Below are 25198 nucleotides of genomic sequence, written 5' to 3'. Positions count from 1 at the left end.
TTATCCATGCTTTGTGGCTAGGTGCTTTGCTTAACTTGGCCGATATCCAGTTGCCGCAGTTTATCGAGCTACCGATCGGTCATTTATCGGATGCTTTTATCGCCATCGCACTCATCACACTTGGCGCACAGTTAGCACAGATTAAAGTGAAGACACTTTGGAATCGTTTGATTTACCTTAGCGCTATCGGCCGACTCATCATCTCGCCAGCCGTTGCGTTGCTGTTGATCTTACTGTTAAAAATAGACGGGGTCACGGCTCAGTCACTGTGGATCGCCAGTTCGTTTCCAACATCGAGAAATAGCTCAACACTGGCATTGGAATACGACGTAGAGTCCGAGCTAGCAGCCCAAATCGTCCTATTCAACACCGTAGCCAGCAGCTTCACAGTTGGCGTAGTAATTTATCTATCATCTATCTTGTTTCAATAAACGAATAAGAGAGAGTAATCGTTGGGATGGGGATTGGCACTTCGGAGGGGACGCTTACCTGAGGGTTCGCGGCAAATTGATCCTCTGGAAGTCGTCACTCCTAGTGCAAAGATGTGCTCCTAACGCTTCGCTTTTACTCGCAAAAGCCGTCCTTCGCTACGACTCTCGCTCCAATCCCTTGCAGTGTAAGTGGGTGATACTCCTAGTTGCGTATTGAAGTTAGGGTAGTAATTGGCTTTGAACTTCAGCACTTGAATCTAAATAAGTTAAGACAAAACAATGATTCACATACTTCAGACAGTGAGTGATCTAAGTAACACTACTATCAACTGGAGCTTCCATCCCCTCGCACTCATTATTAACTCACTTTGCAAATAACGTTTATTCCAATCCCTCCCAACTTCTTGTCAAGAATATGTCCACATGCTCACTGAGTGAAAGCTAGCAAGCAAATCGTCAAATATTCGTATTGAAAAAATGTCGAATCGTGCTATACTGTTAGCATTCAGTTAAATAAGACTCATATAATCACGGGGATATGGCCCGTAAGTTTCTACCGGTCTACCGAAAATAGACCGCCTATGGGGAGAATGAAAAGCAGCTTTCTTTGTCGTTCGACAAGAAATTGCTTTTTCATTTTTAAAAGCGTACATGCCGCTCTCTCATAGTTGTTATATGGGAGTATGGCATATACGCTTTTTTTATTCGGAAAAATGAAGGGAGCATAACAGCGTGGAGTTGCTAAAAAACAAGATTCGACAAGAAGGTAAAGTATTATCGGAAGAGGTACTAAAAGTGGATTCCTTTTTGAATCATCAAATCGATCCATTACTGATGCAAGAAATCGGAAAAGAGTTTGTTAGCCGATTCAGCGATCAAAACATCACGAGAATCATCACGATTGAATCTTCAGGTATTGCTCCTGCGACAATGGCGGGAATGATTTTAGGCGTTCCGGTAGTGTTTGCCAGAAAACGTAAATCACTTACATTGACGGATCATTTATACTCCGCGAAAGTGTATTCTTTCACGAAGAAGGAATCAAATGATATATCAGTTTCTAAAGATTTCATTTCAAGTGAAGATACGGTATTGCTCATTGACGATTTCCTTGCGAATGGACAAGCTGCACTTGGACTCATAGATATCGCAAAACAAGCAGGTGCAACTATTGCAGGAGTTGGAATTGTTATTGAAAAATGCTTCCAGCCAGGCGGAGATCTGATCCGCAAAGAAGGGGTACGTTTGGAATCGTTAGCTGAACTTCAGTCGTTACAAAATGGTCAAGTCCAGTTTGTCGGGGAGGAAACGGAACGATGAAAACTACGCTGCTAGGTTTTCAACATTTACTAGCTATGTATGCAGGCGCAGTATTGGTACCGCTTATTGTGGGGAATGCTATTGGTTTAACTCCAACACAGCTGACCTATCTTGTTTCGATTGATATTTTAATGTGTGGTATCGCCACGTTGTTACAAATTTCACGTAATAAATATTTTGGCATTGGATTACCTGTAGTTCTCGGTTGTACATTCACAGCGGTTGGCCCGATGATATTGATAGGCAATGATTATGGAATTTCAGCTATTTATGGAGCGGTTATTGCTTCAGGCGTAATCATTTTCTTCATCAGCCGATTCTTTGGGAGTCTTGTGAAATTCTTCCCGCCAATCGTTACCGGCTCTGTCGTAACAATTATTGGAATCACATTGATTCCGGTTGCGATCAATAATATGGGTGGCGGACAAGGTGCGGAAGATTTCGGATCGTTGACAAATATATCACTTTCATTTGGAACGTTATTATTTATTGTCTTGATGTTCCGATTTACTTCAGGTTTTATGCAGTCGATCGCCATTTTATTAGGTTTAGTCGGTGGTACGATCGCAGCGATTTTCCTTGGTATTGTAGATTTCTCCAATGTACAAGATGCTTCTTATGTTCATATGGTCATGCCATTTTATTTAGCAACACCTACGTTCCATCTACTGCCGATTGCCATTATGACACTGGTTGCAATGGTGTCGCTCGTAGAATCGACTGGCGTATACTTTGCACTCGGCGATATTTGTGAGGAAGAAATCGATCAAAAAATGCTGGAAAAAGGATATCGTGCAGAAGGACTAGCTTCCGTTATTGGGGGTATATTTAACGCATTTCCTTATACGACATTTTCACAAAACGTCGGCTTAATGCAATTGTCTGGTGTGAAATCACGCCGTGTAATATTCGTTACTGCAATCATGCTGATTTCTTTAGGTTTCTTGCCGAAAATAGCAGCTCTTGCAACGATTATCCCTCCCGCAGTTCTGGGCGGAGCGATGGTTGCTATGTTCGGCATGGTGGTTTCGCAAGGAATTAAAATGTTGAGTCCTGTTATTTCAAAAACTCAAGATAACGCGATGATCGTAGCATGTTCTATCGGTATCGGCCTTGGTGTTTCGGTTGTACCGGATCTATTTAAGGAATTGCCGGAAAGTGTACAAATTTTAACTAGTAACGGGATTGTACTCGGAAGTATCACTGCGATTTTCTTGAATATCATTTTCAATATGATTCCTTCAAAAAAGAAGCAAACAACAAAACAAGCGTATGAAGCTAAAGCTATGCCTCTTAGCATCAAAGAAGGGCCATCTTCTATCTTGGTAAATGCAACTGCTAATCATAAATAAGTAAAAGAGCAACTGCTGGAAAATGCAGTTGCTCTTTTACTATTTACACTCGGTGCTGTTCATATTGATGTGGCTCTGTTTTGCTTGTCAATAACGTTAGCAATTGTGGATCAATTTGCGTTTCATAAGCGTTTAATGATTCGCGAAGTTGTTGTTGTGTTCTTGAACCAATCAAAGCAGAGGCAACAGCAGGCTCTTTCAGTGCAAAAGCAAGAGCATATGCATGTAAGTCGTTCGTTTCTTTGGATAGTGCTTCAACTGTCTGCTGTAAATCAGACGGTGCATAAGCTACGAAGCCATTCAATTTCTTCGCACGCTCCATGCCTTCGTTCGTCAGTAAGCCTTTTGCCAGAGTGCCTCTAGTGACGACAGATGCACCCTTTTTAGCAATCATAGAAAAGTATTCTTCGGGACGTCGGTCAAGCAAGTTGTATTGCATCATGACGGAAACAGCATGGCTATTATTCAGGAAACGTTCGATAACAGTGGGACGAATACTTGAGATACCATATTCACGTATGATTCCTTCTTTTTTTAATGTTTCAAACGCCTCAATTGTTTCATCTACATCATCTTCCATCGTACCGCCGTGAAGCTGATACAGATCGATATAATCGAGTTGTAAACGTCGTAAACTCTGTTTTACAGCATCCATAATATGCGCTTTGGAAGGATCCCATGTCCAGGACTCTTCTCCTGACATCCACTTGTTACCGGCTTTTGTCGCAATGATCAAGTCTTGACGTTTTTCTTTCAACACTTTTCCAACGAGTTCTTCATTGGTTCCTTTATCATAAAGATCTGCTGTATCGAAATAATTGATGCCATGATCAACTGCTTCGTCGAGTACAGAACGAGCCGCTTCCAATTCACTTGGTAACGACATACAGCCCAATCCGAGTTCCGAAACAAGCAAATTACTTGTACCAATAGTACGCTTCTTCATGTGCCTCACTCCTTTCGTTTCATGGTACAATGAAAGCGGGATATAAAACCAATGGAAAGGGTTGAGTGCTTGATGAAGTTTGAAGAAAGAACCCTCTCAACAGAACAGATCTTTAAAGGCAAAATCATTTCGGTGCAAGTCGACGAAGTAGAATTGCCTGATGGAAAACTAGCAAAAAGAGAATTAGTTAAACATCCAGGAGCGGTGGCGATTATCGCCTTGACTAAAGATAAAAAAATCGTGTTAGTTGAACAGTACAGAAAGCCTTTGGAACGAACGATGCTAGAAATACCTGCAGGCAAGATTGAGCCGGGAGAAGAACCTAAGCTGACGGCGATTCGTGAACTGGAAGAAGAGACTGGATACCGTGCGCATTCATTCGAATATTTGCAGACTTTCTCAACTTCACCAGGCTTCGCGGATGAAATCATTCACTTATATGTGGCAAAAGAGCTCGAAAAAGTGGAGCATCCTGCTGTTGGAGATGAAGATGAATTCATAGAAGTGCTGGAAGTAACTGTTGAAGAGGCAGAGGAATTCATTGCGAATGAAAGGATTTATGATGCCAAGACGGTCGCTGCTGTCTGGTATGTAAAAAACCTATAAAGGATTGAGCTATTTCTGGACGGACAAGCATATGTTATAGAAACGATGCGGAGGTGTCCTATTTATGGCTCGATCATTGTCTTTTGTGTATTTATTCGTTATACTCGCAATCAGTTATATAGGAGGGGCTTTATTATTCAGGGAGTGGCCGGTCACGTCGCTAGAGCAGATCATCGGTTTATATGATCAACGCGTAGTGAAGGGATCTGAAGCGGCTATGTGGTCGCCTGTTGTGGTGACATTGAGCTTTATTCTAGTAGCCATCATTCTGTCTAAATATAAAAGACTCCGTTTTATCACTATGTTTCTCGGTGCAATTAAATGTGCTTTTTTTGGCTTGTCATCCACTTATTTATTGTCGACAGGCTTAAAATTGGTATCCTATACGATTTGGTGGTTCCCATTTCAATTAATCAGCTGTTTGTTGTTCCTGATTTTATGTTCTGCGTTAAATCCACCATTTTTCTCTACACCAGCAAGTAAAAAAGATCGTCCATTAACTGCTGTTCCGCCATTGATTGCTTTATTGTTGATCACGCAAATACTGGAACTATCGATCTTTCATTTTATAAAGTAATATCCACTACACACTATAATGAACTGAACCTTTCCTTTCTATTGTCATCTGGAACGACAGTTTGGTATAATGGAAACAATTTGAGGGGGGCGTCGTATGGAAAGCCGAATCGAACGAATCAAGAAGCAATTGCACGGGGCCAGCTACAAGTTGACGCCTCAGCGTGAAGCGACTGTAGCAGTTCTTCTGGAAAATGAAGAAGACCATTTAAGTGCAGAAGATGTATTTTTATTAGTAAAAGAAAAAGCGCCAGATATCGGTCTGGCGACTGTATATCGTACATTAGAATTATTAACTGAACTAAAAGTTGTCGATAAAATTAACTTTGGCGATGGTGTAGCACGTTATGATTTGCGAGAAGAAGGCGCTGCGCGGTTCCACCATCACTTAATTTGTCTAGAATGTGGAACGGTTGATGAAATTCAGGAAGACCTACTTGGCGAAGTGGAAAAAGTCGTAGAAGGTCGTTATGGTTTTACAGTCAAAGATCATTGGCTGACGTTCCATGGAATTTGTAAACGTTGTAAAGCGAAAGACGAAGAGACAGAACAGGAAGACAATGGGATGGCCTAAGCGCTGTCCTTTTTTACTTTTTACATAAGAAAGGAGGGACAGTCTATGAAGGATGCGCAGTTTGCTTTAGAAGACTATGTGCATTTTTTAACAGTTGAAAGACAATTAGCTCAAAACACCGTCAAGTCGTATCAACGCGACCTTACAGCCTATATACGTTTCATAGAAAGTTTGAATTTGGAAACAGTGAATTTGATCGAACGAACGATGGTTCTACAGTATTTGCAGAAGTTGAAAGATAGTGGTAAATCCAGTCGTACCCTTTCTCGACATATTTCCTCCATTCGTTCGTTTCATCAATTTTTAGTGAGAGAGCAAATCACGACACATGATTGTACGATTCATATCGAATTACCTAAAATCGAACAAAAGTTGCCGGATGTGCTCTCTATACCTGAGATTGAACGATTGATTAATGCCGTTGATGGTAATACTTCACAAGGCATGCGCGATATTGCATTGCTTGAATTGTTATATGGAACGGGAATGAGGGTAAGTGAATTAATAGCGATTGATTTGGCTGATCTTCATTTGACAATGGGTTTTGTGCGGGTATTCGGAAAAGGTAGTAAGGAACGGATAGTTCCACTTGGACGTTCCGCAATCGATGCTTGTACTTTATATTTAAATGAAGGGCGTCCTAAGTTGATCAACGATACCGAAGCCTTGTTTCTCAATATGCATGGCAGACGGCTGACGAGACAGGGATGTTGGAAAATCTTGAAGGATGCAGGAGTGAAGGCAGAAATTCAGAAAGTCATTTCACCACACTTATTGCGCCACTCTTTCGCCACGCATTTGATTGAAAATGGAGCGGACTTGCGCGCAGTTCAGGAAATGCTCGGACATGCCGATATTTCTACGACGCAACTTTACACGCATGTCAGCAAAAAACGTTTGAAAGATGTCTATAGTCAATATCATCCTAGAGCGTAAACTACTATTACTGGAGGTTTTCATATGGAGAAATTTCGTTATAATCGTATACATTTAATCGTACTTGACTCAGTAGGGATCGGTGAAGCACCCGATGCTAAAGCTTTTGGTGATGTTGGATCCAATACTCTTGGACATATCGGTGAAGAGATGGATGGACTGAAACTACCAAACTTGGAACGTCTCGGTCTTGCGAATATAGCACCAATTAAAGGTCTTGCACCTCAAAAAGAAGCGCAAGGATATTACACAAAGATGCAAGAAGCATCTGTCGGTAAAGATACGATGACAGGACACTGGGAAATCATGGGCTTGCGTATAGATGATGCATTCAAAGTGTATCCAAATGGTTTTCCAAAAGAATTAATAGATGAATTGGAATTAAAAACGGGTAGGAAAGTTATCGGAAATAAGCCGGCAAGCGGAACGGAAATTATCGAAGAACTTGGAGAAGAGCATATGAAGACAGGCGCTCTCATCGTTTACACGTCAGGTGACCCTGTACTGCAAATTGCAGCACATGAGGAAATCATTCCTATTGAAGAGCAATATCGTATTTGTGAAATCGCAAGAGAACTTACGTTGCAACCCGAATTCTTAGTAGGTCGCGTGATTGCACGTCCATTTGTTGGAGAACCCGGTACATTCACACGCACAACAAATCGTCATGATTATGCATTGAAGCCATTTGGAAAAACGGTGATGAATGAATTGCAGGATAAAGGCTATGACGTAATCGCAATCGGTAAAATTGCAGATATTTATAATGGTGAGGGTGTAACGGAAGCGGTTCGTACAACTGGGAACATGGACGGTGTGGATCAGCTTGTCACGGTTATGAAAAAAGATTTTGAGGGCATCAGTTTCGTTAATCTAGTAGACTTTGATGCATTATATGGTCACCGTCGCGATCCGATTGGTTACGGTAATGCACTTGAAGAATTTGATGCACGTTTACCTGAGATCATGGCTGCACTGCGCCCGGATGATTTATTAATTATCACAGCAGACCACGGAAACGACCCGACTCATGAAGGAACGGATCACACAAGAGAATATGTACCACTACTTGTGTATTCACCTTCGAATAAAGGGGCTGGCCAGTTGCCAATCCGTAAAACATTCTCTGACGTAGGTGCAACGATTGCTGAAAATTTCCAAGTAGATAAGCCTGAACATGGTGAAAGTTTCTTGTCTGCATTGGTTAAGGAGGACTAATTTTATGTTGCGCATGGTAGATATCATTGAGGATAAGCGAGACGGGAAAGAACTAAATAAAGAAGAGATAGAGTTTTTTGTGACGGGGTATACCGATGGCTCAATCCCTGATTATCAAGCCAGTGCATTTTTGATGGCTATTTACTTTAAAGGCATGACTACAGAAGAACAAGGCTACTTAACGATGGCTATGGCGGAGTCAGGTGATCAAATCGATTTATCTGCCATTGAAGGAGTGAAGGTAGACAAACACTCAACGGGTGGAGTAGGTGATACTACGACACTCATCTTAGCTCCACTGGTCGCAGCATGTGGTGTGCCAGTTGCCAAAATGAGTGGCAGGGGACTAGGTCATACAGGCGGTACACTTGACAAGCTTGAAGCAATTGACGGCTTTCACGTAGAGATTTCTACGGAACAATTTATTCAACAGGTCAATGATTTGAAAATCGCTGTAATCGGCCAAAGCGGCAACTTGACGCCCGCTGATAAAAAACTATATGCGCTGCGAGACGTCACAGCGACCGTCAATAGCATCCCGCTGATTGCAAGCTCTATCATGAGTAAAAAGCTTGCGGCGGGAGCAGATGCTATCGTATTGGACGTCAAGACAGGCGCGGGAGCCTTCATGAAAACTTTGGCGGACTCCAAGCGGTTGGCGGATGCGATGACTGCGATCGGAAATGAAGTGGGAAGAAACACAAGTGCTGTTATATCGGATATGAGTCAGCCGCTCGGATTTGCGATCGGTAATGCTCTCGAAGTAAAAGAAGCCATTGATACGTTGCAAGGAAAAGGTCCGGCCGATTTAACAGAGCTATGTTTAGTACTTGGTAGTAAGATGTTGCTAGCTGCGAACACAGATCAAACTGAAGAAGACGCACGTAAACAACTACAGAATGTCATAGAAAATGGTGACGCACTGCGCTTGTTCGGTGAATTGATCAAAGCGCAAGGTGGCAATGAAAAAGTGATAGTGGATACAAATCTACTGCCTCAAGCACAGAATCAAATTGAAGTACCCGCTCTTGAAAGTGGGTATGTATCCATGATTGATGCCGATGAAATAGGTGTAGCTGCCATGCTTCTGGGTGCAGGTCGTGCCACAAAAGAGGACGTCATTGATCTCGCAGTTGGGATTGTATTGCGCAAGAAAATAGGTGACTTTGTAGAAAAAGGAGAAGCGCTCGCGATTCTCCATGCAAACACCGAACAAGTTGATGACTCGATCAAACTACTGCAATCTCATATGCACATCTCAAAAGAAAAAATAGAAGCACCAACACTTATACATTCCCAATAATCAATTCAAGCCATGTGCCTGAAGAACGCCAAGAAATTGGTCGCCTTCAGAGCACATGGCTTTTTTGTCGTTCATGTGTAAAAACAATTCCAACTGTACATACTCTTGTGTAGCTCGTGAAGAGTGAAGGAGTGACGTCATTAAATACACTACAGCGCTGACGAATGGCTTCCACGTAATTAGCCAGTTCGAAAGTGTGACTAACTGTCTCATTGAGAGGCTTACCTTTTGGAAGCTAGCTTTATTTAGTAATGGAACAACTATTTACACGTCATAATAGTTAGAAAGCCAAACTAGTTGATGGAAGTGGAAGGCGGTGACTCAAGCCGTACCCGCAGGAAAGTATCCGCCTGGAACGCAGACCAACGATGACTTCTCACACACCCTTAGCTTCTCTGTCACAACGTAAGAAGTTTTAGGGACAGCTGACTAGTTTTGTCAAAACTAAAGGATAGCGGTTCTAAATGTGCGACAATGCCTTCATGAAGGAGGCGTATCCACACATGGCAACTATTACACAACTGGAAAATGGCATAGTCCTAATCACGCTAGCAGGAGAACTCGACAACCACGAAGCGAATCAAATTAGAGAAGAAGTATCTACCGCTATATTCACAGGAAAGACGCGTGCAATCATCTGGGACCTCTACCAACTAGGCTTCATGGACAGCGCAGGAATCGGACTTATACTCGGAAGAATGCGCGATTTAGTCCCTGTAAACGGAGAAACACTTATATTGAATCCATCTCCGACAATGCAGAAACTATTCCAATTTTCGGGTCTTGGTGATGTCGTCAGAATATGTACAGTCGAAGAAGCAATCGACGAAATCGGAGGGGTTGTACATGAAAAATGAAATGACCTTGTCGTTTCTAGCGATAGAACAAAATGAAGCACTTGCCAGAATGGCACTCACCTGTTTTATCGCACCGTTGGATCCGACACTGGAAGAAATTTCGGAATTTAAAACTATTGTTTCCGAAGCTGTCACTAATGCCATTATCCACGGTTACGAATGCGATGGGAAAAGTATGGTGAAGATCCATGCAACGATCGATGACCGCTCAGTAAAAATGACGGTAACAGATGAAGGAATGGGTATCTTCGACATAGAGCAAGCGATGGAACCAATGTTCACGACTAAACCACAAATGGAGCGTTCCGGTATGGGCTTTACGATCATGGAAAGTTTCTCGGACGGTATCCGTGTAGATTCTACCCTTGGAAATGGGACAATCGTGACATTTGAGAAGAATTTTTCTCCAGTCACAGAAGTAAGTAGAATGAGGTGACGTATGGAAGCATCTGTTGAGAAGCAACACGCTCTATTGTCACAAGAAAAAATGCGAGAACTCATCAAAGAATCACAAGCGGGTGACAAAGAAGCTAGACGAATGATGGTAGAAGGCAATACAAGACTTGTGTGGTCCATCGTTCAACGCTTCGCTTCGCGTGGTGCGGATTTAGAAGATTTATTTCAAATAGGCTGCATTGGCTTGATGAAATCAATAGATAAGTTCGATCTATCCTATGAGGTGAAGTTTTCAACGTATGCAGTGCCGATGATCGTCGGAGAAATCCAACGTTATTTACGTGATGACGGAATGGTGAAAGTAGGGCGCACCATTCGTGAGTTAAGCTATAAAATTCGTCACGCAACCGATGATTTCTTTAAGAAAAATGGCCGTTCACCTTCTATTTCAGAAATTGCGGAAATATTGGAAGTGAAACAGGAAGATATTATTCTAGCTTCTGACGCGCTTCGAGATCCGGCTTCGCTACATGAACAATTGTATGAAAGCGATGGAGATAGCTTGACGCTAATGGATCAACTTCGGGATGATAGATCAGAGAGAGTATTCGATCATATCCCGCTTCGAGATGTCATTACGCGGTTAAATAAACGGGATCAGACGATCATTTATATGCGATATTATTTGGATTACACACAAAGTGATATTGCGAAACGAATTGGAATATCACAAGTTCAAGTTTCACGGCTAGAAAAGAAAATTCTAGCTCAAATGAAAACATGGATGGGCGCGGATGCGGAAGATGCGCTCGAGAAGGTGAGGAGACCGTAATTTGACCGATACACTATTTACGTCCATACGAGAAGGGGAAAGGTGGTTTATCAATCAGTTTGGCGAAGACGAGACATTCGACGCGACTAAACGGTTGATCCACCTATGGGATAAAGAAATACTTCTTCTGTATATGAACGGGTTAGTGGATGGTGAGGTCTTAACTACCTTATTGACAGAAATGCAGAATCGAAATGAAATATTTGCAAGTGAATCCGTTGAGAATATTGATCGTGCTATGGTCGATTATTTTCCGTATCATTCGCTGGAAATTGTAAAGGATGAAGATCAACTTGCGAAAGTGATCTTAAGTGGGTTAGCTGTATTCGTTATGAAAGACGGTTTCACATTCGCGCTTGATGTTCGGTCATATCCAGGTAGAAACCCTGAAGAACCGGATACTGAAAAAGTCATACGTGGCTCACGAGACGGTTTTACGGAAAATATTCTGACGAATACAGCATTAATTCGGAGACGCTTACGCACAACGGAACTACGGTTTGAAATGCATGAGACGTCCGTAAAGGGTAAAACGGACATTACTATAGCTTTTTTGAAAGGTGCCGCCAATGAAGGGCATTTGGATTTTGTGAGAGAGCGACTGGATGCATTGAAAACGGATGGCTTGACGATGACCGATAAATCACTCGAAGAATTTCTCTTCAAACAAGGGTTTCATCCGATGCCATTCGTTCGGTATACGGAACGCGCTGATATTTGTGCGGCTCATTTACTCGAGGGGCATATTGCCATCATCGTCGATACGTCTCCATCCGTCATTTTAGTCCCGGTTACGCTTGTACATCATCTGCAACATGCGGAAGAATATAGACAAGCGCCTTTAATCGGGACGTTCATTCGATTGGTACGCTTCATGGGGACATTTTTAAGTTTAGTCATGTTGCCGTTTTGGTATTTGATGTCCGTCGAAACACAATTCGTTCCGGAAGCAATCAAATATATTGGTCCAAATGAATGGGGAGAAGTTCCGTTATTGGTCCAATTGTTAATAGCAGATGTCGGTATAGAAATATTACGGATGGCTGCAATCCATACACCGACACCGCTATCGACAGCCATGGGACTCGTTGCAGCTATTGTTATTGGGCAAGTGGCGATTGACGTAGGCTTGTTCTCTTCGGAAGTCGTATTATATGTGGCGGTCAGTGCCATTTTAACATTTGCGATTCCTTCATTTGAATTAAGTATCACGACAAAAGTGTTTAGGATTTTCTTATTAGTCTCCACTGCATTACTCGGGGCTCCAGGATTTTTCATAGCACTTGCTGTCATTTATTATTATTTATGTTCATTAAAGCCTATGAATGTGCCATATTTGTGGCCGTTTACGCCTTTCTTCCCGAAAGCTTTGTTACGTGTATTGATTCGTTTCCCTATGACAATCGACGATCCACGGCCGTTTATTACGAAATCGCCGAACCGTGATAGGATGTCATAGGACTATTTAGACATACTGCATGTCGTTGCTACTTTCCGCCTTCTTGTGATAAAGTTATCTGAGAGAATTCGGGAGGGGTATGGGACATGCATCTTTATGGAACACAGGCAGTGAATGGAAACGGTCATCTGACAATCGGTGGAGTGGACGTTTCAGAACTGGCTGCACAATACGGAACACCAGTCATGGTCTATGATACAGAGTTATTCAAAGAGCGTGCGCAGGCATTTAAAGAAACGTTTGAGAAAAAGGATATTAAAGCACAAGTTGCTTATGCGAGTAAAGCCTTTTCTTCAATCGCAATTTATCAGTTGGCAGAACAGCAAGGGTTATCCCTTGATGTTGTTTCAGGTGGGGAATTGTATACGGCCGTAGCGGCAGGATTCCCACGCGAGCGGATTCATTTCCATGGTAATAATAAAAGCAGAGAAGAAATAGTATACGCATTTGAAGAAAAAATTGGATGCATCGTAGTCGATAATTTCTTAGAAATCGACATGATCAAAGAAATTGCAGATGAACGAAAGCAGACAATGAATGTCTTAATCCGTGTAACACCGGGAATTGAAGCACATACTCATGACTATATTACGACAGGCCAAGAAGATTCAAAGTTTGGTTTTGATTTAAAAAATGGCCAAACGGATCAAGCGTTCCTAGCATTGCATGATCATGGATTTATTAAATTCCTAGGCATGCATTGTCATATAGGCTCACAGATTTTTGAAACCGATGCATTCAAATTCGCAGCAGAAGTGCTAATGGAAAGAATGGTTGAATGGCGGAAGAATTATCAATTTATCTGTCCTGTCTTAAATCTAGGTGGCGGATTTGGTATTCGTTATACTGAGGAAGATACGCCGCTTGAGCCAGCTGTCTATGTAGAAGAAATGGCAGATGTAGTGAAAAAGATGGCGCAGGAATGTGAGTATCCAATTCCTGAAATTTGGATTGAACCCGGCCGCTCGCTTGTCGGAGATGCAGGAACGACCATTTATTCTGCTGGCAGTACGAAAGTTGTGCCGGGTGTCCGTACATACGTAGCAGTAGATGGCGGAATGTCTGATAATATTCGTCCGGCTTTATATGACGCACACTATTCCAGTGCGCTTGCTAATCGGATGAACGAGCCACATGACCAGCAATGGACAGTAGCAGGGAAATGCTGTGAGTCTGGCGATAAATTAATTGAAAATGCCGATTTACCCAATGTGGAAACCGGTGATCTACTAGCTGTCTTTTGTACAGGAGCCTATACGTACTCCATGGCCAGCAATTATAATCGTTTGCCTCGACCTGCCGTTGTGTTTGTAGAAAAAGGACAACATCAATTAGTGGTAAGACGCGAAACCTACGAAGACATCATTAAATTGGACCTTCCGTTACAATTAGATGAGAAGGAGAATTTCTGATGAAGAAGAAAAACATTATTCTTTTTGCTTCCATTGTTGCTGTCGCTATAATTTGGGGAGTCATCTATTGGTACTTGGTTGTCCCAGTGATCGATCCGCGCTATAAATAATGCGCTAGTTGAAGTAAGCGAGCTAATGGTGTAGACTGTACAAAGGATTTCTGAAAAGAAGGGGTTACTATTGAATCTTATTCGTTTTAAGAAGGCACAAGAGAAAATTGCTATGGGCTTTTTATCTTATATCCCTAGTGAAAAGATGTTATGCAAATTGCAAGAGACTGTACAGCAATATCTAAGTGTTGAACAGTGGCAGCTATTTCTTTATAAAGAGGCAGAAGATTACATCGGATTAATAGGGGTAGAAGTCAACGACACTGACAAGATGTACACTGTTCAGCATATTTCCGTCAATCCATCGTTTCGTGGAGAAGGAATTGCATTTAAGATGATGAAAGAATTGCAAGAAATCTATCCAGGGTACGGTTGTCAAGGTACTGACTTTACCGAACCATTTATACAAAGTTGTTTAAGGAAAGAAGAAGGCGCAGATCTTTAACCTCTGCCCTTCTTCTTTTCTTCACGTTGTAAAAGAATATCTGACCTGTCCCGTTGCATATGCTTATGAATAACAGACGCGCTGTCTTTGGGCAGTAATGCAATCAGAGGCTTGGATTTCTCTGCTTTAACTCTTAACTCTGGAGAGATCGGAAGTTGGAATGAATAAAAATCTTCATCTGATTCAATGCGTGTAAGGCAATGCTCCAGCTGCATGATAATTTCATCAATGGCCACATCTTCAAGGTAGTCGCCAAATTGTACAGGCATTTCACGGAAGCGTGTGATGGCTTTAGTTAAAGTACGAGAAGCACCTGCTGTATTTCCTCTGCGCCAATGGTATAATCCGGTAGCCATAAGAATATACCCTGTCAGTGGATGGTCTTTTGAAAAGTTCTCTTGTTCTTTCCAATATTCCTCCAGCACCTCATGGCATTCGAAATAATCTTGATTGTCGTTGAAATACACAATAAACTGTAGAAAAAGAGGATGGTAGTAAGGGTTCATCCAAATCATTCCTTTCTGGTTAGGTAGGTTGGTAAAATGAGTTATAGTGTAAAACTCGAAGTCTTCGAAGGGCCACTTGATCTGTTGCTGCATTTGATCAATCGGCTTGAAATTGATATTTATGACATCCCCATGGCGGAGCTAACACAGCAGTACATAGAACATTTGCATGCCATGCGAGTTCTTCGATTGGATGAATTAAGCGAATACCTTGTACTGGCAGCGACGTTGCTGGAAGTAAAAAGCAAAATGCTATTGCCGGTCAATGAAGAAGAAGCGTTCATCGAAGAATTCGGTTATGAGGAAGATCCGCGTGAAGAATTGATTGCCCGCTTAATGGAATATCGGAAGTTTAAAGAAGCAGCAAACTCGCTTCGTGAGTCGGCGGCGCACCGTGATGAGCATTTCACCAAAGAACCTGAAGACTTAACGGATTATGGTGAACCGCTTGTAACCGAGTCAGAAGAACAGCTGAATGTTTTTGACTTGATTGGTGCATTTCAAAAAATGTTACACAGAAAGAAGCTGAAACTGCCTCTTACTGCGAGTATAACAAAATCCGAGCAATCTGTCGGGGATAAGATGTCATCGATCATGAGCAAGTTGGAACTATGCGGTGGAGAATGTGATTTTCATGCGCTTTTTGAAACGACGACTGTGCCCGAACTCGTATTAACATTTTTATCGTTGCTTGAACTGATGAAGTTACAAGAAGTGAAAGTGCGACAAAATAATAATTTTGAAGAATTACGAATCTCGTTGATGTGAAGGGATGATAGGAATGGACATCGAAACACGTTTCGTCGGGATGACGGAAAGCTTTTTATTCGTAGCAGGTGAAGAAGGCTTATCAATTGCACAACTAGCTGCGCTATTGGAATGTGAAGAGCAAAAAGCAGAACAAGTACTTATATTCTTGCAAGCTGCGTATGACGACGATGACACACGTGGCATCACGTTGAAAAGTTACGGCGGGATTTTCCGCTTGGTGACGAAGAGTAAATGGGCAGATGACATCAAACGAATGCTAGAAGATCCAAAACCTTCTACATTTACACAAGCAGCACTCGAGGTACTTGCCATCATCGCCTACAAGCAGCCTGTGACGCGTGTAGAGATTGATGACTTGCGTGGTGTAAAGTCCGAGCGGGCATTGTCTTCGTTGGCCGGCAAAGGCTTTGTAGAAGAAGTAGGGCGCATGGATGGACCAGGTCGACCTATTCTATATGGAACAACCACTTTCTTCTTAGATCGTTTCGGATTGGCGTCGCTCGAAGATATGCCGCCACTATCACTTGACGAAGAACAAGAAACGTCGGAAGAAACGGATTTATTCATGACGAAATTCCAAGAAGCATTTTCCATAACAGAAGAAGGAGGACATGATGCTTGAAAAAGATTTCGGTCATCGCTCTACTGATCATCGGTTTATTGATGAATGCCGCAAGTAGCCAGGCTATGGGTTCGTCTTATGCAGTGATAGACGGAGAGAATGGTAGGTTACTGATGGGATCAAATGAACATGTTCCACTTCCTATCGCCAGTTTAACTAAAATGTGGACGGCTTATACTTTTTTGGAGTTAAAGCCCAGTGAAGAGGAAACGGTCATTTCTTCACAAGCCGCGACAGCAGAAGGGTCATCCATTTATCTCGAAACGGGTCAAGTAATGAAGACAAAAGATTTACTGTATGGCTTAATGCTTCGTTCAGGTAATGATGCAGCGCAAGCGCTCGCTGAACATGCGGGTGGCTCACTTGAAGGATTCGTCTATCTAATGAATGAAGTAGCGCAAAGTCATGGCCTAGAGCAAACGCATTTCATGAATCCATCCGGTTTACACGGCGAGCATCATCTCTCTTCTGCGTATGACACGGCTAAAATGTTGTATTTTGCTATGAAGAATCCAGAATTTCGTAAGATAGCTTCTACAAAGAACTATCCTTTTGAAACGGAACAGGGGAAAAACAGTTGGCAAAACAAACATCGCCTAGTGATATCTGAACCGACTGCTGTTGCAGGTAAAACAGGTTTTACAAAAGCAGCAGGACGTACATTGGCTACCTATTTCGAAAAGGATGGCAAGTCCGTCATTGTCGTTACATTAAACAATGGAAACGATTGGCAAGTCCACAAGCAGTTATCCGAGCAAGTATTCTCTGAATATCAATCGTATACTGCAGTGAAAAAAGGTAAGTATCAAGTATTTCCTCATATGATCGCAAAGCTAGATCAATCTGTTAAGTTACTCGTAACGAAAGAAGAGAAGAAAATGTTGTCCAATGTGTTACAGATTCCTCAAGCAGATGAACCACAGAAAAAAGGCTATTGGTCTATTTATTTAGGGACAGAACCAATTAAGACGGTAGCAGTAGATATCGAGTCCGAAAAGTGAATAGAAAACATACTATTTCGAAGATTGACCTACACAGGTCAGTCTTCTTTTCATTTACCCGAAAGTATGACATAATTTTTTCAGTATGTAACATCAAGGAGGAACCCATGGAAAGATTACAAAAGGTATTGGCACAGGCCGGCGTAGCATCAAGAAGAAAGTCAGAAAAACTAATTTTGGACGGTTTAGTTAAAGTGAATGGTAAAGTCATAACGGAACTTGGGACAAAAGTTAGCAGAATGGACACAATTGAAGTGGAAGGCGTTCAATTGACGAAAGAAACACCTGTCTATTATCTGCTTTATAAACCACGCGGTTATATCTCTACAGTTGATGATGAAAAAGGTCGTAAAACAGTAATGGATTTAGTACCGGAAGTCAGCCAGAGAATATTCCCAGTTGGAAGACTAGACTATGATACATCAGGCGTATTGCTGATGACAAACGACGGTGATTTCTCGTATTTAATGACTCACCCGAAATTTGAAATAAAAAAGAAGTATGTAGCTAAAGTAAAAGGAATCCCTTCTCGCGATGATCTCAAAAAGCTCGAGACAGGAATTGAATTAGATGACGGCAGTACGGCTCCTGCTCGTGTGAAAATGACAAGCTCGGATAAAAAAACGAATTCTGCAATTGTCGAGATCACAATTCATGAAGGACGTAACCGTCAAGTACGAAGAATGTTTGATGCAATTAATTGTCCCGTGCAAAAATTGAAGCGTGAAGAGTTTGCTAACTTAACTACACGTGGATTGAATGCCGGAGAAGCGCGTGAACTAACGAGACATGAATTGAAACAACTACGCGTGTTAGCAGAAACAGGAAAGATCGGCTAAGAAAGTGTCAAAAGTTCACAAACCTATCACTAGTGCCGAGCCAACTGATTTTATGTTTTGGTATAATAGCAGTTGGGACATAAATTAGACAGGAGGTTACATGATTGGCCCAAAAAAAAAATAAAAAGACTATCAGGCTAATTAGCAGAGCAGCCCTTCTATTAATTTTAGCTGCAATTCTTATCTACGCAATTACTTCAAAAGATAAAGTGAAAGTCTTGGCGGAAGGTGATACAGCGCCTGATTTCGAGCTTGTAGATTTAGAAGGAAATGAACATAGGTTATCGGATTATAAAGGACAAGGCGTATTCCTGAATTTCTGGGGTACATGGTGTCCACCTTGTAAAAAGGAAATGCCTCACATGGAGGATCTCTATAAAGACTTTGAAGCGAAAGGTGTACATATCCTTACTGTCAACGTAGGAGAACCCAAAGTGAAAATAGAACTTTTTAGAGATGACATGGACCTTTCATTCCCGATGTTATGGGATAAGAACAAAACCGTTATGGATTTGTATAATATCAAACCATTACCTACAACTTTCCTCATCAATCCAGAAGGAAAGATTACGAAAGTCATTAAACAGGGAATGACAGAGCAACAAATTTACGAGTATTTAGAAAGCATTCAACCAAAGTAAGGAGATTGTTACTCAATGAGCAAAATCAAATGCCAATGCGGGCATGAAAATCCTTATGGTACAGAGCTTTGTGAGAAGTGTGGTCGTCCCTTATCTGAAAAAGCAAAGAAAAGTGATATTGTAGATATGCGCTACGAAGGATCTTCTAGAAGATCTCAAACCTATAAGAGTTCCATTGTCGATAAAATTTGGAACTTCTTCTCCAGTGTCAAGATTGGCGTTAGTATTATTGCGGCGGTATTAATCGCGTCAGCAATTGGAACCATCTTTCCGCAGAAGTTCTATGTACCTGCCACTACGCCGGAAGGCTATTTGGAATACTATGAGCGTTTGTATGGTACGGTAGGAAAACTTTATTATGAGCTAGGCTTATATGATATGTATAATAGCTGGTGGTTTAAAGTGCTGGTCGGTATGCTTGCAACGTCTATTATTATCGCAAGTATTGACCGTGTGGTTCCGCTTTATAAATCACTTAAAAAGCAACGTACACGTCGTCATCCATCCTTTATGAAGCGTCAGCGGATTTTCGGAGAAGGTGATGTTCAAAATACAGAAGAGTCACTTGTAAAAGCAGAAGAGAAACTAAAAGCAATGCGCTACAATGTGAAAACGGAAAATGGCGCAATTTTAGCTGAAAAACATCGATTTTCACGTTGGGGCCCATATATTAACCACGTCGGATTAATTATTTTCATTTCGGGCATTCTGCTGAGAGGGATTCCTGGTTTTTATGTTGACGAAGCGATGTGGCTCCGTGAAGGAGAAACACGTAATATCGTCGGAGCACCAGGTTATGTACTTGAAAATAAAAAGTTCACTTTAGAGAATTATACAAAAGAAGAAGCAGAAGAAGTATTCGGTGAGGCGTTGGATAAGAATGGCACGATCGCCAAATCATATACAACAGACGTTACATTGTATAAACAAGAAGAGGGAGCACTACCTGGTAGTGAAAGTCTTAAAAAAGTGGAGGATTACTCCATCAATGTCAACAAGCCATTGAAGTTTGATGGATATAATGTTTTCCAGATGGATTATAAACTGGACGAGCTTAAAAACATGACATTCCATTTGGTAAATAAATCTTCTGAAGAATCTCTTGGAGAATTTACGGTGAATTTAAGTGACCCAGAGAAGGAATATGATCTTGGAAATGGCTCTACTGTCAATATGCTCGGTTTTTATCCAGATTATGATGGAATTAAAGACGGGGAACCCTATTCGAAATCACCTGTTCCGAATAATCCAGCGTTCATTTTTCAAATGAACACACCGGATAAGCCAAAAGGTGAAAAGAGTTTCGTTGCAATTCGTCAAACGCTGGAAGTAGAAGAGAACGACTATGCGATTAAGTTCGCAGCTGCCGAGACTCGAAACATTTCAGGTTTAACCATCCGCAAAGATAAAACTTTATATATTCTCTTACTCGGTGGCCTAGTATTTATGATTGGTGTTATTCAAGGTATGTACTGGCAACATCGCAGAGTATGGATCCAAGAAGATACAGAAGGTCATCTATTGATTGCTGCACATACGAATAAAAACTGGTTCTCTTTACGAAAAGAGCTGGATACATTACGAGAAACTGCAGACTTGCCTGCTTATATAGATCGTCAGGATCCTGAGTTGGACAAGCCAGAACAGGAAGGGGACGAGGAAATATGGACTTAGTAACCATTAGTAGTAACTTATTATTTGTTTCATTTGTTGCTTATTTAGTAGCGACACTCTTTTTTGGAGGCGCTATAAAAAAGTCGAAATCAGAAAAAGCATATCATAATAGTAAATGGGGAACGATTGGTCTAGTTATTACAATCATTGGGTTCCTTACTCACTTAGGCTATTTCTTTACAAGATGGGCTGCATCAGGTCACGCACCACTTAGTAATATGTTCGAGTTTACAACTGCGTTCGGCATGATGCTCGTAGGGGCATTTATCCTGTTGTATATTATTTACCGAACACCATCACTTGGATTATTCGCGTTGCCCATTGCGATTATCATTATTTCATATGCAACGATGTTCCCAACTGATGTCACTCCACTAATTCCTGCACTTCAAAGTAAATGGTTGTTTATTCACGTAATCACGACGGTTATTGGTGAATCCATACTGGCGATCAGTGCAATAGCGGGTCTTGTATTCTTAGTGAAGAATATCGATATGACGAAAAAATCTAAATCACGCTTTTGGATAGAAGCAGTTATGTATACACTAGTTCTAGTTCTTGGTTTTGTCATATCTTCTACGACTTTCAAAGTCATGGACTATGAAGCAGAATTCACGTATATAGATAGAGATCAAGCACCAGCTGAAATTACGTATCACGTACCTCCGTTATTCGGAATGAATGAGTATGAAGCGATGACGCCGGAGAAAATGACACCTTGGGTTGAATTACCTCCGATTATCAATGCACAAAAAATGTCTTCTCTTGTTTGGTCTATAGCTGTAGGTTCAGTGCTTTACGTATTATTACGCTTAATCGCACGCAAACCTCTTGCCGCGGTATTCCAACCGTTGGCGAAGAAGGCGAATTCTCAACTGATGGATGAAATCGGCTATCGTGCTGTATTGATTGGTTTCCCCGTCTTCACGCTCGGTGCGTTGATTTTCGCCATGATTTGGGCACATGAAGCTTGGTCACGATTCTGGGGTTGGGATCCGAAAGAAGTGTGGGCACTCATTACATGGTTGTTCTACGCTGCATTCCTTCACTTGCGTCTATCAAGAGGTTGGGAAGGTAAGAAGTCTGCATGGCTTGCTGTCATCGGATTTGTTATTATCATGTTCAACTTAATTGCCGTAAACTTAATTATTGCAGGTTTACACTCATACGCATAATCTTCGACTGCATGACATTAATTGTCATGCAGTCTTTTTATTTCTTTTTATAGGTCAGTAATTGTACAATGGTGATAGAAGGTTGTCGAAAGGGGTAATGAACTGTGGAAGAAACTGTGAAGCTCTTAGTGGTGGATGACGAGGATCGCATTCGTCGCCTGTTGAATATGTATTTATCTAGAGAAGGTTATGAAATTGAAGAAGCAGTCGATGGAGCAGATGCATTAGAGAAAGTGTTTGCTGGACAATATGACTGTATATTGCTCGACGTGATGATGCCTGAAAAAGATGGCATGGAAGTATTAGCTGAACTGCGTGAAAATAAAATTATGACACCTGTTATTTTATTGACAGCAAAAGGTGAAGAAGCAGACCGTGTAAGTGGGTTTGAAAGTGGTGCAGATGATTACATCGTCAAGCCATTCAGCCCAAGAGAAGTAGTCTTACGCGTAAAAGCTATGCTCAGACGTTCTGTTGCATTCCCAAATGTGTCGTCTAACACAACATCGAAAGACTTAGTAGTCTTCCCGCAGCTGACGATTGATCATGATGCACATCGCGTAACAGCTGAAGGTAAGGAAGTTAATTTAACACCGAAAGAATATGAGTTATTATATTTCCTAGCGAAATCACCAGACAAAGTATTCGATCGTGAACAATTGCTAAAAGAGGTATGGCATTACGAATTCTTTGGAGATTTGCGCACAGTGGATACACACGTCAAACGGCTACGTGAAAAATTGAGCCGTGTTTCAGAACGGGCAGCGAAAATGATTGTCACCGTTTGGGGTGTCGGTTATAAGTTCGAGGTTCCAAACGAATGATTAGAATATGGAATTCAATTGTCGGGAAGCTATGGGCCACCATATTGCTTCTCGTTTCCTTTGTCCTGTTTATTGTCACTCTGTTCCTGTTAGAGTTTCTAGATAACTTCCATACGAAACAAGCAGAAGAGTCATTGCAGAGGGAAGCAACTACCATCAGCAAAATCGTCAATGATTATAATGGGCAAACGAATCCCTCCATGAAACAGTCTATGAACCAGATTATCGATGATATCTTGGATGTGGAGACCAATGCCATTGTCGTTGATCAACAGGGGGATGTGTTGTATTCATTCCATACGTCTTCAAGTAAAGATGAAATTGAAGATAAATTGCTATCCGAAGGCAGCTTATTCAAGTCGCCAGAATTGGGTAAGCAAAAAATGAAAGAAATGATATTGCCTTCATTGACAGAGAAAGACGTCATGGAGCAATTTTTGATTTTATCCTATCCATTCGAACGGGTAAGCGGTGAGCAAGCGAGTGTACTTATGTACCAAAGTCTTGATGCTGTGCACCGTACGACGAAAAGCACGACGAATATTGTCTTCCTATCTGCATTCATCGCATTTATTTTAACTACATTCTTTGCATTTTTCTTATCTACACGTATCACATTGCCGTTACGTAAGATGAAACAGGCGGCGTTTGAGTTGTCAAAAGGAAATTTCGATACCCATTTACCAGTTGCACAAAAAGATGAAATTGGTCAATTGGCAACTGCGTTCAATCAAATGGGACGGCAGTTGAAATATAATATTGAAGTAATTAAGCAGGAGAAAGAACAGCTCTCGAGCATTCTTACATCTATGACAGATGCAGTCGTGACGTTTAATCAAGATTATTCAATCCTTCTGAAAAATCCGCAAGCTGAGTTATTGTTGAAAAAATGGTATGGATATAATCAGAAAAATCATCATCCGTTGCCTAAAGAAGTTTTTCATATGCTAGAGCATGCCATTTCATTCGCCGAAGAAGTCGAGGATGAGTTGGAATTGGGTGGACAGTTTTATGTAATTTCCATCAGCCCGTTGTACAGTGAAAATAGTATTCGAGGAGCGGTGGCTGTATTCCGTGATATGACGGAACAACATAAACTGGATAAATTACGTTCGGATTTCATTGCCAACGTATCACACGAATTGCGAACGCCGATTTCGATGTTGCAAGGATATAGTGAGGCCATCATAGACGATGTTGTGAGCAGTGAGGAAGAACGGTTGGAAATGGTTCAGATCATCCATGATGAATCTAAGCGTATGAGTCGCCTCGTCACAGACTTGCTGAATTTGGCAAGAATGGAGTCCGGCTACATTCAACTAAATAAAAATCCTTTATCAATAGTAGAGTTCTTGGAACGTATGGTAACAAAGTTCTCGCAAGTAGCGAAAGATGCAAAAGTGGACTTGTCTTTGGAATCGGAAGAATTGAATACGCTACTGGTAACGGCTGATGAAGATCGGCTTGAGCAGGTATTCACTAATTTGATTGATAACGCCATCCGACATACTCCAGACGGTGGAGCAGTGACACTAGGTGTCTTCCGGTCTACTGGAATGCTTGATATTACCGTAGCCGATACAGGTGTCGGTATACCTGAAAAAGACTTGCCATTCGTCTTTGAGCGTTTCTATAAGGCGGATAAAGCAAGAACAAGAGGAAAAGGCGGTACAGGACTTGGTTTAGCCATTGCCAAAAATATTATGGAAGCACATAATGGGGCGATTTTAGCTACGCGTGGTAAAGAAAAAGGAACCATCTTTATCTGTTCACTTCCTTATGAACCAATAGACCAATGAAACTTTTCCTAAACTGAACCGACTACTATTATAGAGCGAGGGGATTGAATGGATGATTCCGTTTTTCAACGATTATATGAAGACTATAACGGTGACGTATTCAACTTCCTCACCTATTTGACTCGCAATCGAGAAGTAGCGGAAGATTTGATGCATGAGGTATATGTGCGTGTACTCAAATCATATGGCCGTTTTGAAGGGAAAAGCTCTGAGAAAACTTGGCTGTTTGCGATTGCGAAAAATGTCTCCATTGATTATTTCCGAAAACAATCCACAATTAAGAAACATGCAAATATTCATTTTGATTGGGAAACAGAGCAATTAGCTTCAACTGATCGCTTGCCTGAACATTTAATTGAAGCGGATGAAGAACAGAAGCAAGTGCTTGAAGCGTTGCACACATGTACGGGTGATCAGAAAATGGTCATCCTCATGCGGTTCTTTCAGGATCTATCAGTTGCAGAAACGGCTGAGGTCTTAGGTTGGACCGAAAGCAAAGTGAAAACGACACAACATCGTGCGATCAAAGCGTTGCAGGTGAAATTGGAAGTACGTTCCGTGAGGGAGGGGTGA

General features: G+C 41.5%; 28 protein-coding genes and 1 riboswitch. Of the genes, 25 read left to right on the top strand and 3 right to left on the bottom strand.

The genetic code is table 11. The features are described 5' to 3' along the window. The 3 genes from CSV68_RS03615 to CSV68_RS03605 form a co-directional block, all read left to right on the top strand. The coding region (locus CSV68_RS03615) for an AEC family transporter (RefSeq protein WP_199175004.1) at window positions 1-431 on the top strand (431 nt) is incomplete at its 5' end. A 500-nt stretch (window positions 432-931) separates the two neighbouring features. After that, window positions 932-1033, top strand: a riboswitch (purine riboswitch). A 130-nt stretch (window positions 1034-1163) separates the two neighbouring features. Continuing rightward, complete coding sequence (locus tag CSV68_RS03610) at window positions 1164-1751, top strand: xanthine phosphoribosyltransferase (protein ID WP_099661475.1); 588 nt, start codon at window positions 1164-1166, stop codon at window positions 1749-1751. Continuing rightward, entirely contained in the window at window positions 1748-3103 is a 1356-nt protein-coding gene (locus CSV68_RS03605; RefSeq protein WP_099633278.1) for a nucleobase:cation symporter-2 family protein, read from the top strand. Before CSV68_RS03610 ends, CSV68_RS03605 begins: the two co-directional genes overlap by 4 nt. 43 nt (window positions 3104-3146) lie before the next feature. On the opposite strand, the gene CSV68_RS03600 is transcribed toward CSV68_RS03605, so the two are convergent. Further along, window positions 3147-4049 (bottom strand): aldo/keto reductase, encoded by a 903-nt coding sequence (locus CSV68_RS03600; RefSeq protein WP_099633279.1) that lies wholly within the window; start codon window positions 4047-4049, stop codon window positions 3147-3149. Between the two features lie 69 nt (window positions 4050-4118). Here CSV68_RS03600 and CSV68_RS03595 point away from each other — a divergent pair, with 69 nt between their 5' ends. The 6 genes from CSV68_RS03595 (at window position 4119) to CSV68_RS03570 (ending at window position 9262) form a co-directional block, all read left to right on the top strand. Then, window positions 4119-4655, top strand: a complete 537-nt coding sequence (locus CSV68_RS03595) for an NUDIX hydrolase (protein ID WP_099661474.1) — start codon at window positions 4119-4121, stop codon at window positions 4653-4655. 64 nt (window positions 4656-4719) lie between these two features. Next, complete coding sequence (locus CSV68_RS03590) at window positions 4720-5232, top strand: hypothetical protein (RefSeq protein ID WP_099633281.1); 513 nt, start codon at window positions 4720-4722, stop codon at window positions 5230-5232. Between the two features lie 96 nt (window positions 5233-5328). After that, window positions 5329-5805 carry a ferric iron uptake transcriptional regulator gene (fur, locus tag CSV68_RS03585; protein WP_099633282.1) on the top strand — a complete coding sequence of 159 codons (477 nt, stop codon included), beginning with the start codon at window positions 5329-5331 and terminating at the stop codon, window positions 5803-5805. A gap of 45 nt (window positions 5806-5850) precedes the next feature. Beyond that, window positions 5851-6741 (top strand): site-specific tyrosine recombinase XerD, encoded by an 891-nt coding sequence (gene xerD, locus CSV68_RS03580; protein WP_099661473.1) that lies wholly within the window; start codon window positions 5851-5853, stop codon window positions 6739-6741. Between the two features lie 24 nt (window positions 6742-6765). Then, entirely contained in the window at window positions 6766-7959 is a 1194-nt protein-coding gene (deoB, locus tag CSV68_RS03575) for a phosphopentomutase (RefSeq protein ID WP_099661472.1), read from the top strand. A 7-nt stretch (window positions 7960-7966) separates the two neighbouring features. Beyond that, window positions 7967-9262 carry a pyrimidine-nucleoside phosphorylase gene (locus tag CSV68_RS03570; protein ID WP_099661487.1) on the top strand — a complete coding sequence of 432 codons (1296 nt, stop codon included), beginning with the start codon at window positions 7967-7969 and terminating at the stop codon, window positions 9260-9262. On the opposite strand, the gene CSV68_RS03565 is transcribed toward CSV68_RS03570, so the two are convergent. Then, the gene (locus CSV68_RS03565) at window positions 9263-9475 is read right to left on the bottom strand and encodes a hypothetical protein (protein ID WP_099633285.1); all 213 of its coding nucleotides are present in this window, start codon (window positions 9473-9475) and stop codon (window positions 9263-9265) included. Between the two features lie 290 nt (window positions 9476-9765). Here CSV68_RS03565 and CSV68_RS03560 point away from each other — a divergent pair, with 290 nt between their 5' ends. From CSV68_RS03560 to CSV68_RS03535, 6 genes are all read left to right on the top strand, one after another. Then, the gene (locus CSV68_RS03560; protein WP_167693452.1) at window positions 9766-10119 is read left to right on the top strand and encodes an STAS domain-containing protein; all 354 of its coding nucleotides are present in this window, start codon (window positions 9766-9768) and stop codon (window positions 10117-10119) included. Next, entirely contained in the window at window positions 10109-10555 is a 447-nt protein-coding gene (gene spoIIAB / locus CSV68_RS03555; protein WP_099633287.1) for an anti-sigma F factor, read from the top strand. Before CSV68_RS03560 ends, spoIIAB begins: the two co-directional genes overlap by 11 nt. 3 nt (window positions 10556-10558) lie before the next feature. Further along, complete coding sequence (locus tag CSV68_RS03550) at window positions 10559-11347, top strand: SigF/SigG family RNA polymerase sporulation sigma factor (RefSeq protein WP_099633288.1); 789 nt, start codon at window positions 10559-10561, stop codon at window positions 11345-11347. Between the two features lies 1 nt (window position 11348). Further along, entirely contained in the window at window positions 11349-12806 is a 1458-nt protein-coding gene (locus tag CSV68_RS03545) for a spore germination protein (RefSeq protein WP_099633289.1), read from the top strand. An 86-nt stretch (window positions 12807-12892) separates the two neighbouring features. Continuing rightward, window positions 12893-14218 carry a diaminopimelate decarboxylase gene (gene lysA / locus CSV68_RS03540; protein WP_099661471.1) on the top strand — a complete coding sequence of 442 codons (1326 nt, stop codon included), beginning with the start codon at window positions 12893-12895 and terminating at the stop codon, window positions 14216-14218. Window positions 14219-14398: 180 nt separating this feature from the next. Further along, window positions 14399-14773: a GNAT family N-acetyltransferase gene (locus tag CSV68_RS03535; protein ID WP_233190381.1), complete on the top strand. Its 375-nt coding sequence runs from the start codon at window positions 14399-14401 to the stop codon at window positions 14771-14773. Here the strand turns inward: CSV68_RS03535 and CSV68_RS03530 are convergent. Continuing rightward, window positions 14770-15279 carry a DUF309 domain-containing protein gene (locus CSV68_RS03530; protein ID WP_158233485.1) on the bottom strand — a complete coding sequence of 170 codons (510 nt, stop codon included), beginning with the start codon at window positions 15277-15279 and terminating at the stop codon, window positions 14770-14772. The two genes, CSV68_RS03535 and CSV68_RS03530, sit on opposite strands and share 4 nt — an antisense overlap. A gap of 36 nt (window positions 15280-15315) precedes the next feature. Here CSV68_RS03530 and CSV68_RS03525 point away from each other — a divergent pair, with 36 nt between their 5' ends. From CSV68_RS03525 to CSV68_RS03480, 10 genes are all read left to right on the top strand, one after another. Beyond that, window positions 15316-16047: a segregation/condensation protein A gene (locus CSV68_RS03525; protein WP_099633292.1), complete on the top strand. Its 732-nt coding sequence runs from the start codon at window positions 15316-15318 to the stop codon at window positions 16045-16047. Window positions 16048-16060: 13 nt separating this feature from the next. Further along, the gene (gene scpB, locus CSV68_RS03520; protein ID WP_099633293.1) at window positions 16061-16672 is read left to right on the top strand and encodes an SMC-Scp complex subunit ScpB; all 612 of its coding nucleotides are present in this window, start codon (window positions 16061-16063) and stop codon (window positions 16670-16672) included. Next, the gene (locus CSV68_RS03515) at window positions 16669-17673 is read left to right on the top strand and encodes a D-alanyl-D-alanine carboxypeptidase family protein (RefSeq protein ID WP_233192851.1); all 1005 of its coding nucleotides are present in this window, start codon (window positions 16669-16671) and stop codon (window positions 17671-17673) included. The genes scpB and CSV68_RS03515 overlap by 4 nt, the downstream gene beginning before the upstream one ends. A gap of 107 nt (window positions 17674-17780) precedes the next feature. After that, window positions 17781-18512, top strand: coding sequence for a pseudouridine synthase (locus CSV68_RS03510; RefSeq protein WP_099633294.1), 732 nt, complete (start codon window positions 17781-17783; stop codon window positions 18510-18512). Window positions 18513-18616: 104 nt separating this feature from the next. Beyond that, window positions 18617-19153 (top strand): thiol-disulfide oxidoreductase ResA, encoded by a 537-nt coding sequence (gene resA / locus CSV68_RS03505; RefSeq protein WP_099633295.1) that lies wholly within the window; start codon window positions 18617-18619, stop codon window positions 19151-19153. A gap of 15 nt (window positions 19154-19168) precedes the next feature. Continuing rightward, on the top strand, window positions 19169-20827 hold the full coding sequence (resB, locus tag CSV68_RS03500) for a cytochrome c biogenesis protein ResB (protein WP_099633296.1): 1659 nt from the start codon (window positions 19169-19171) through the stop codon (window positions 20825-20827). Continuing rightward, entirely contained in the window at window positions 20818-22002 is a 1185-nt protein-coding gene (gene ccsB / locus CSV68_RS03495) for a c-type cytochrome biogenesis protein CcsB (RefSeq protein WP_099633297.1), read from the top strand. Before resB ends, ccsB begins: the two co-directional genes overlap by 10 nt. A gap of 104 nt (window positions 22003-22106) precedes the next feature. Further along, window positions 22107-22826 (top strand): response regulator transcription factor, encoded by a 720-nt coding sequence (locus CSV68_RS03490; protein ID WP_085133365.1) that lies wholly within the window; start codon window positions 22107-22109, stop codon window positions 22824-22826. Next, window positions 22823-24625: an ATP-binding protein gene (locus tag CSV68_RS03485; protein WP_099661469.1), complete on the top strand. Its 1803-nt coding sequence runs from the start codon at window positions 22823-22825 to the stop codon at window positions 24623-24625. Before CSV68_RS03490 ends, CSV68_RS03485 begins: the two co-directional genes overlap by 4 nt. A 48-nt stretch (window positions 24626-24673) precedes the next feature. Beyond that, the gene (locus tag CSV68_RS03480; protein ID WP_099633300.1) at window positions 24674-25198 is read left to right on the top strand and encodes an RNA polymerase sigma factor SigX; all 525 of its coding nucleotides are present in this window, start codon (window positions 24674-24676) and stop codon (window positions 25196-25198) included.

The sequence above is a fragment of the Sporosarcina sp. P29 genome (assembly GCF_002743265.1).
Classification (GTDB): domain Bacteria; phylum Bacillota; class Bacilli; order Bacillales_A; family Planococcaceae; genus Sporosarcina.
Note: the sequence above shows the minus strand (reverse complement) of the source record. Positions and strands in the feature narration are given on the sequence as shown.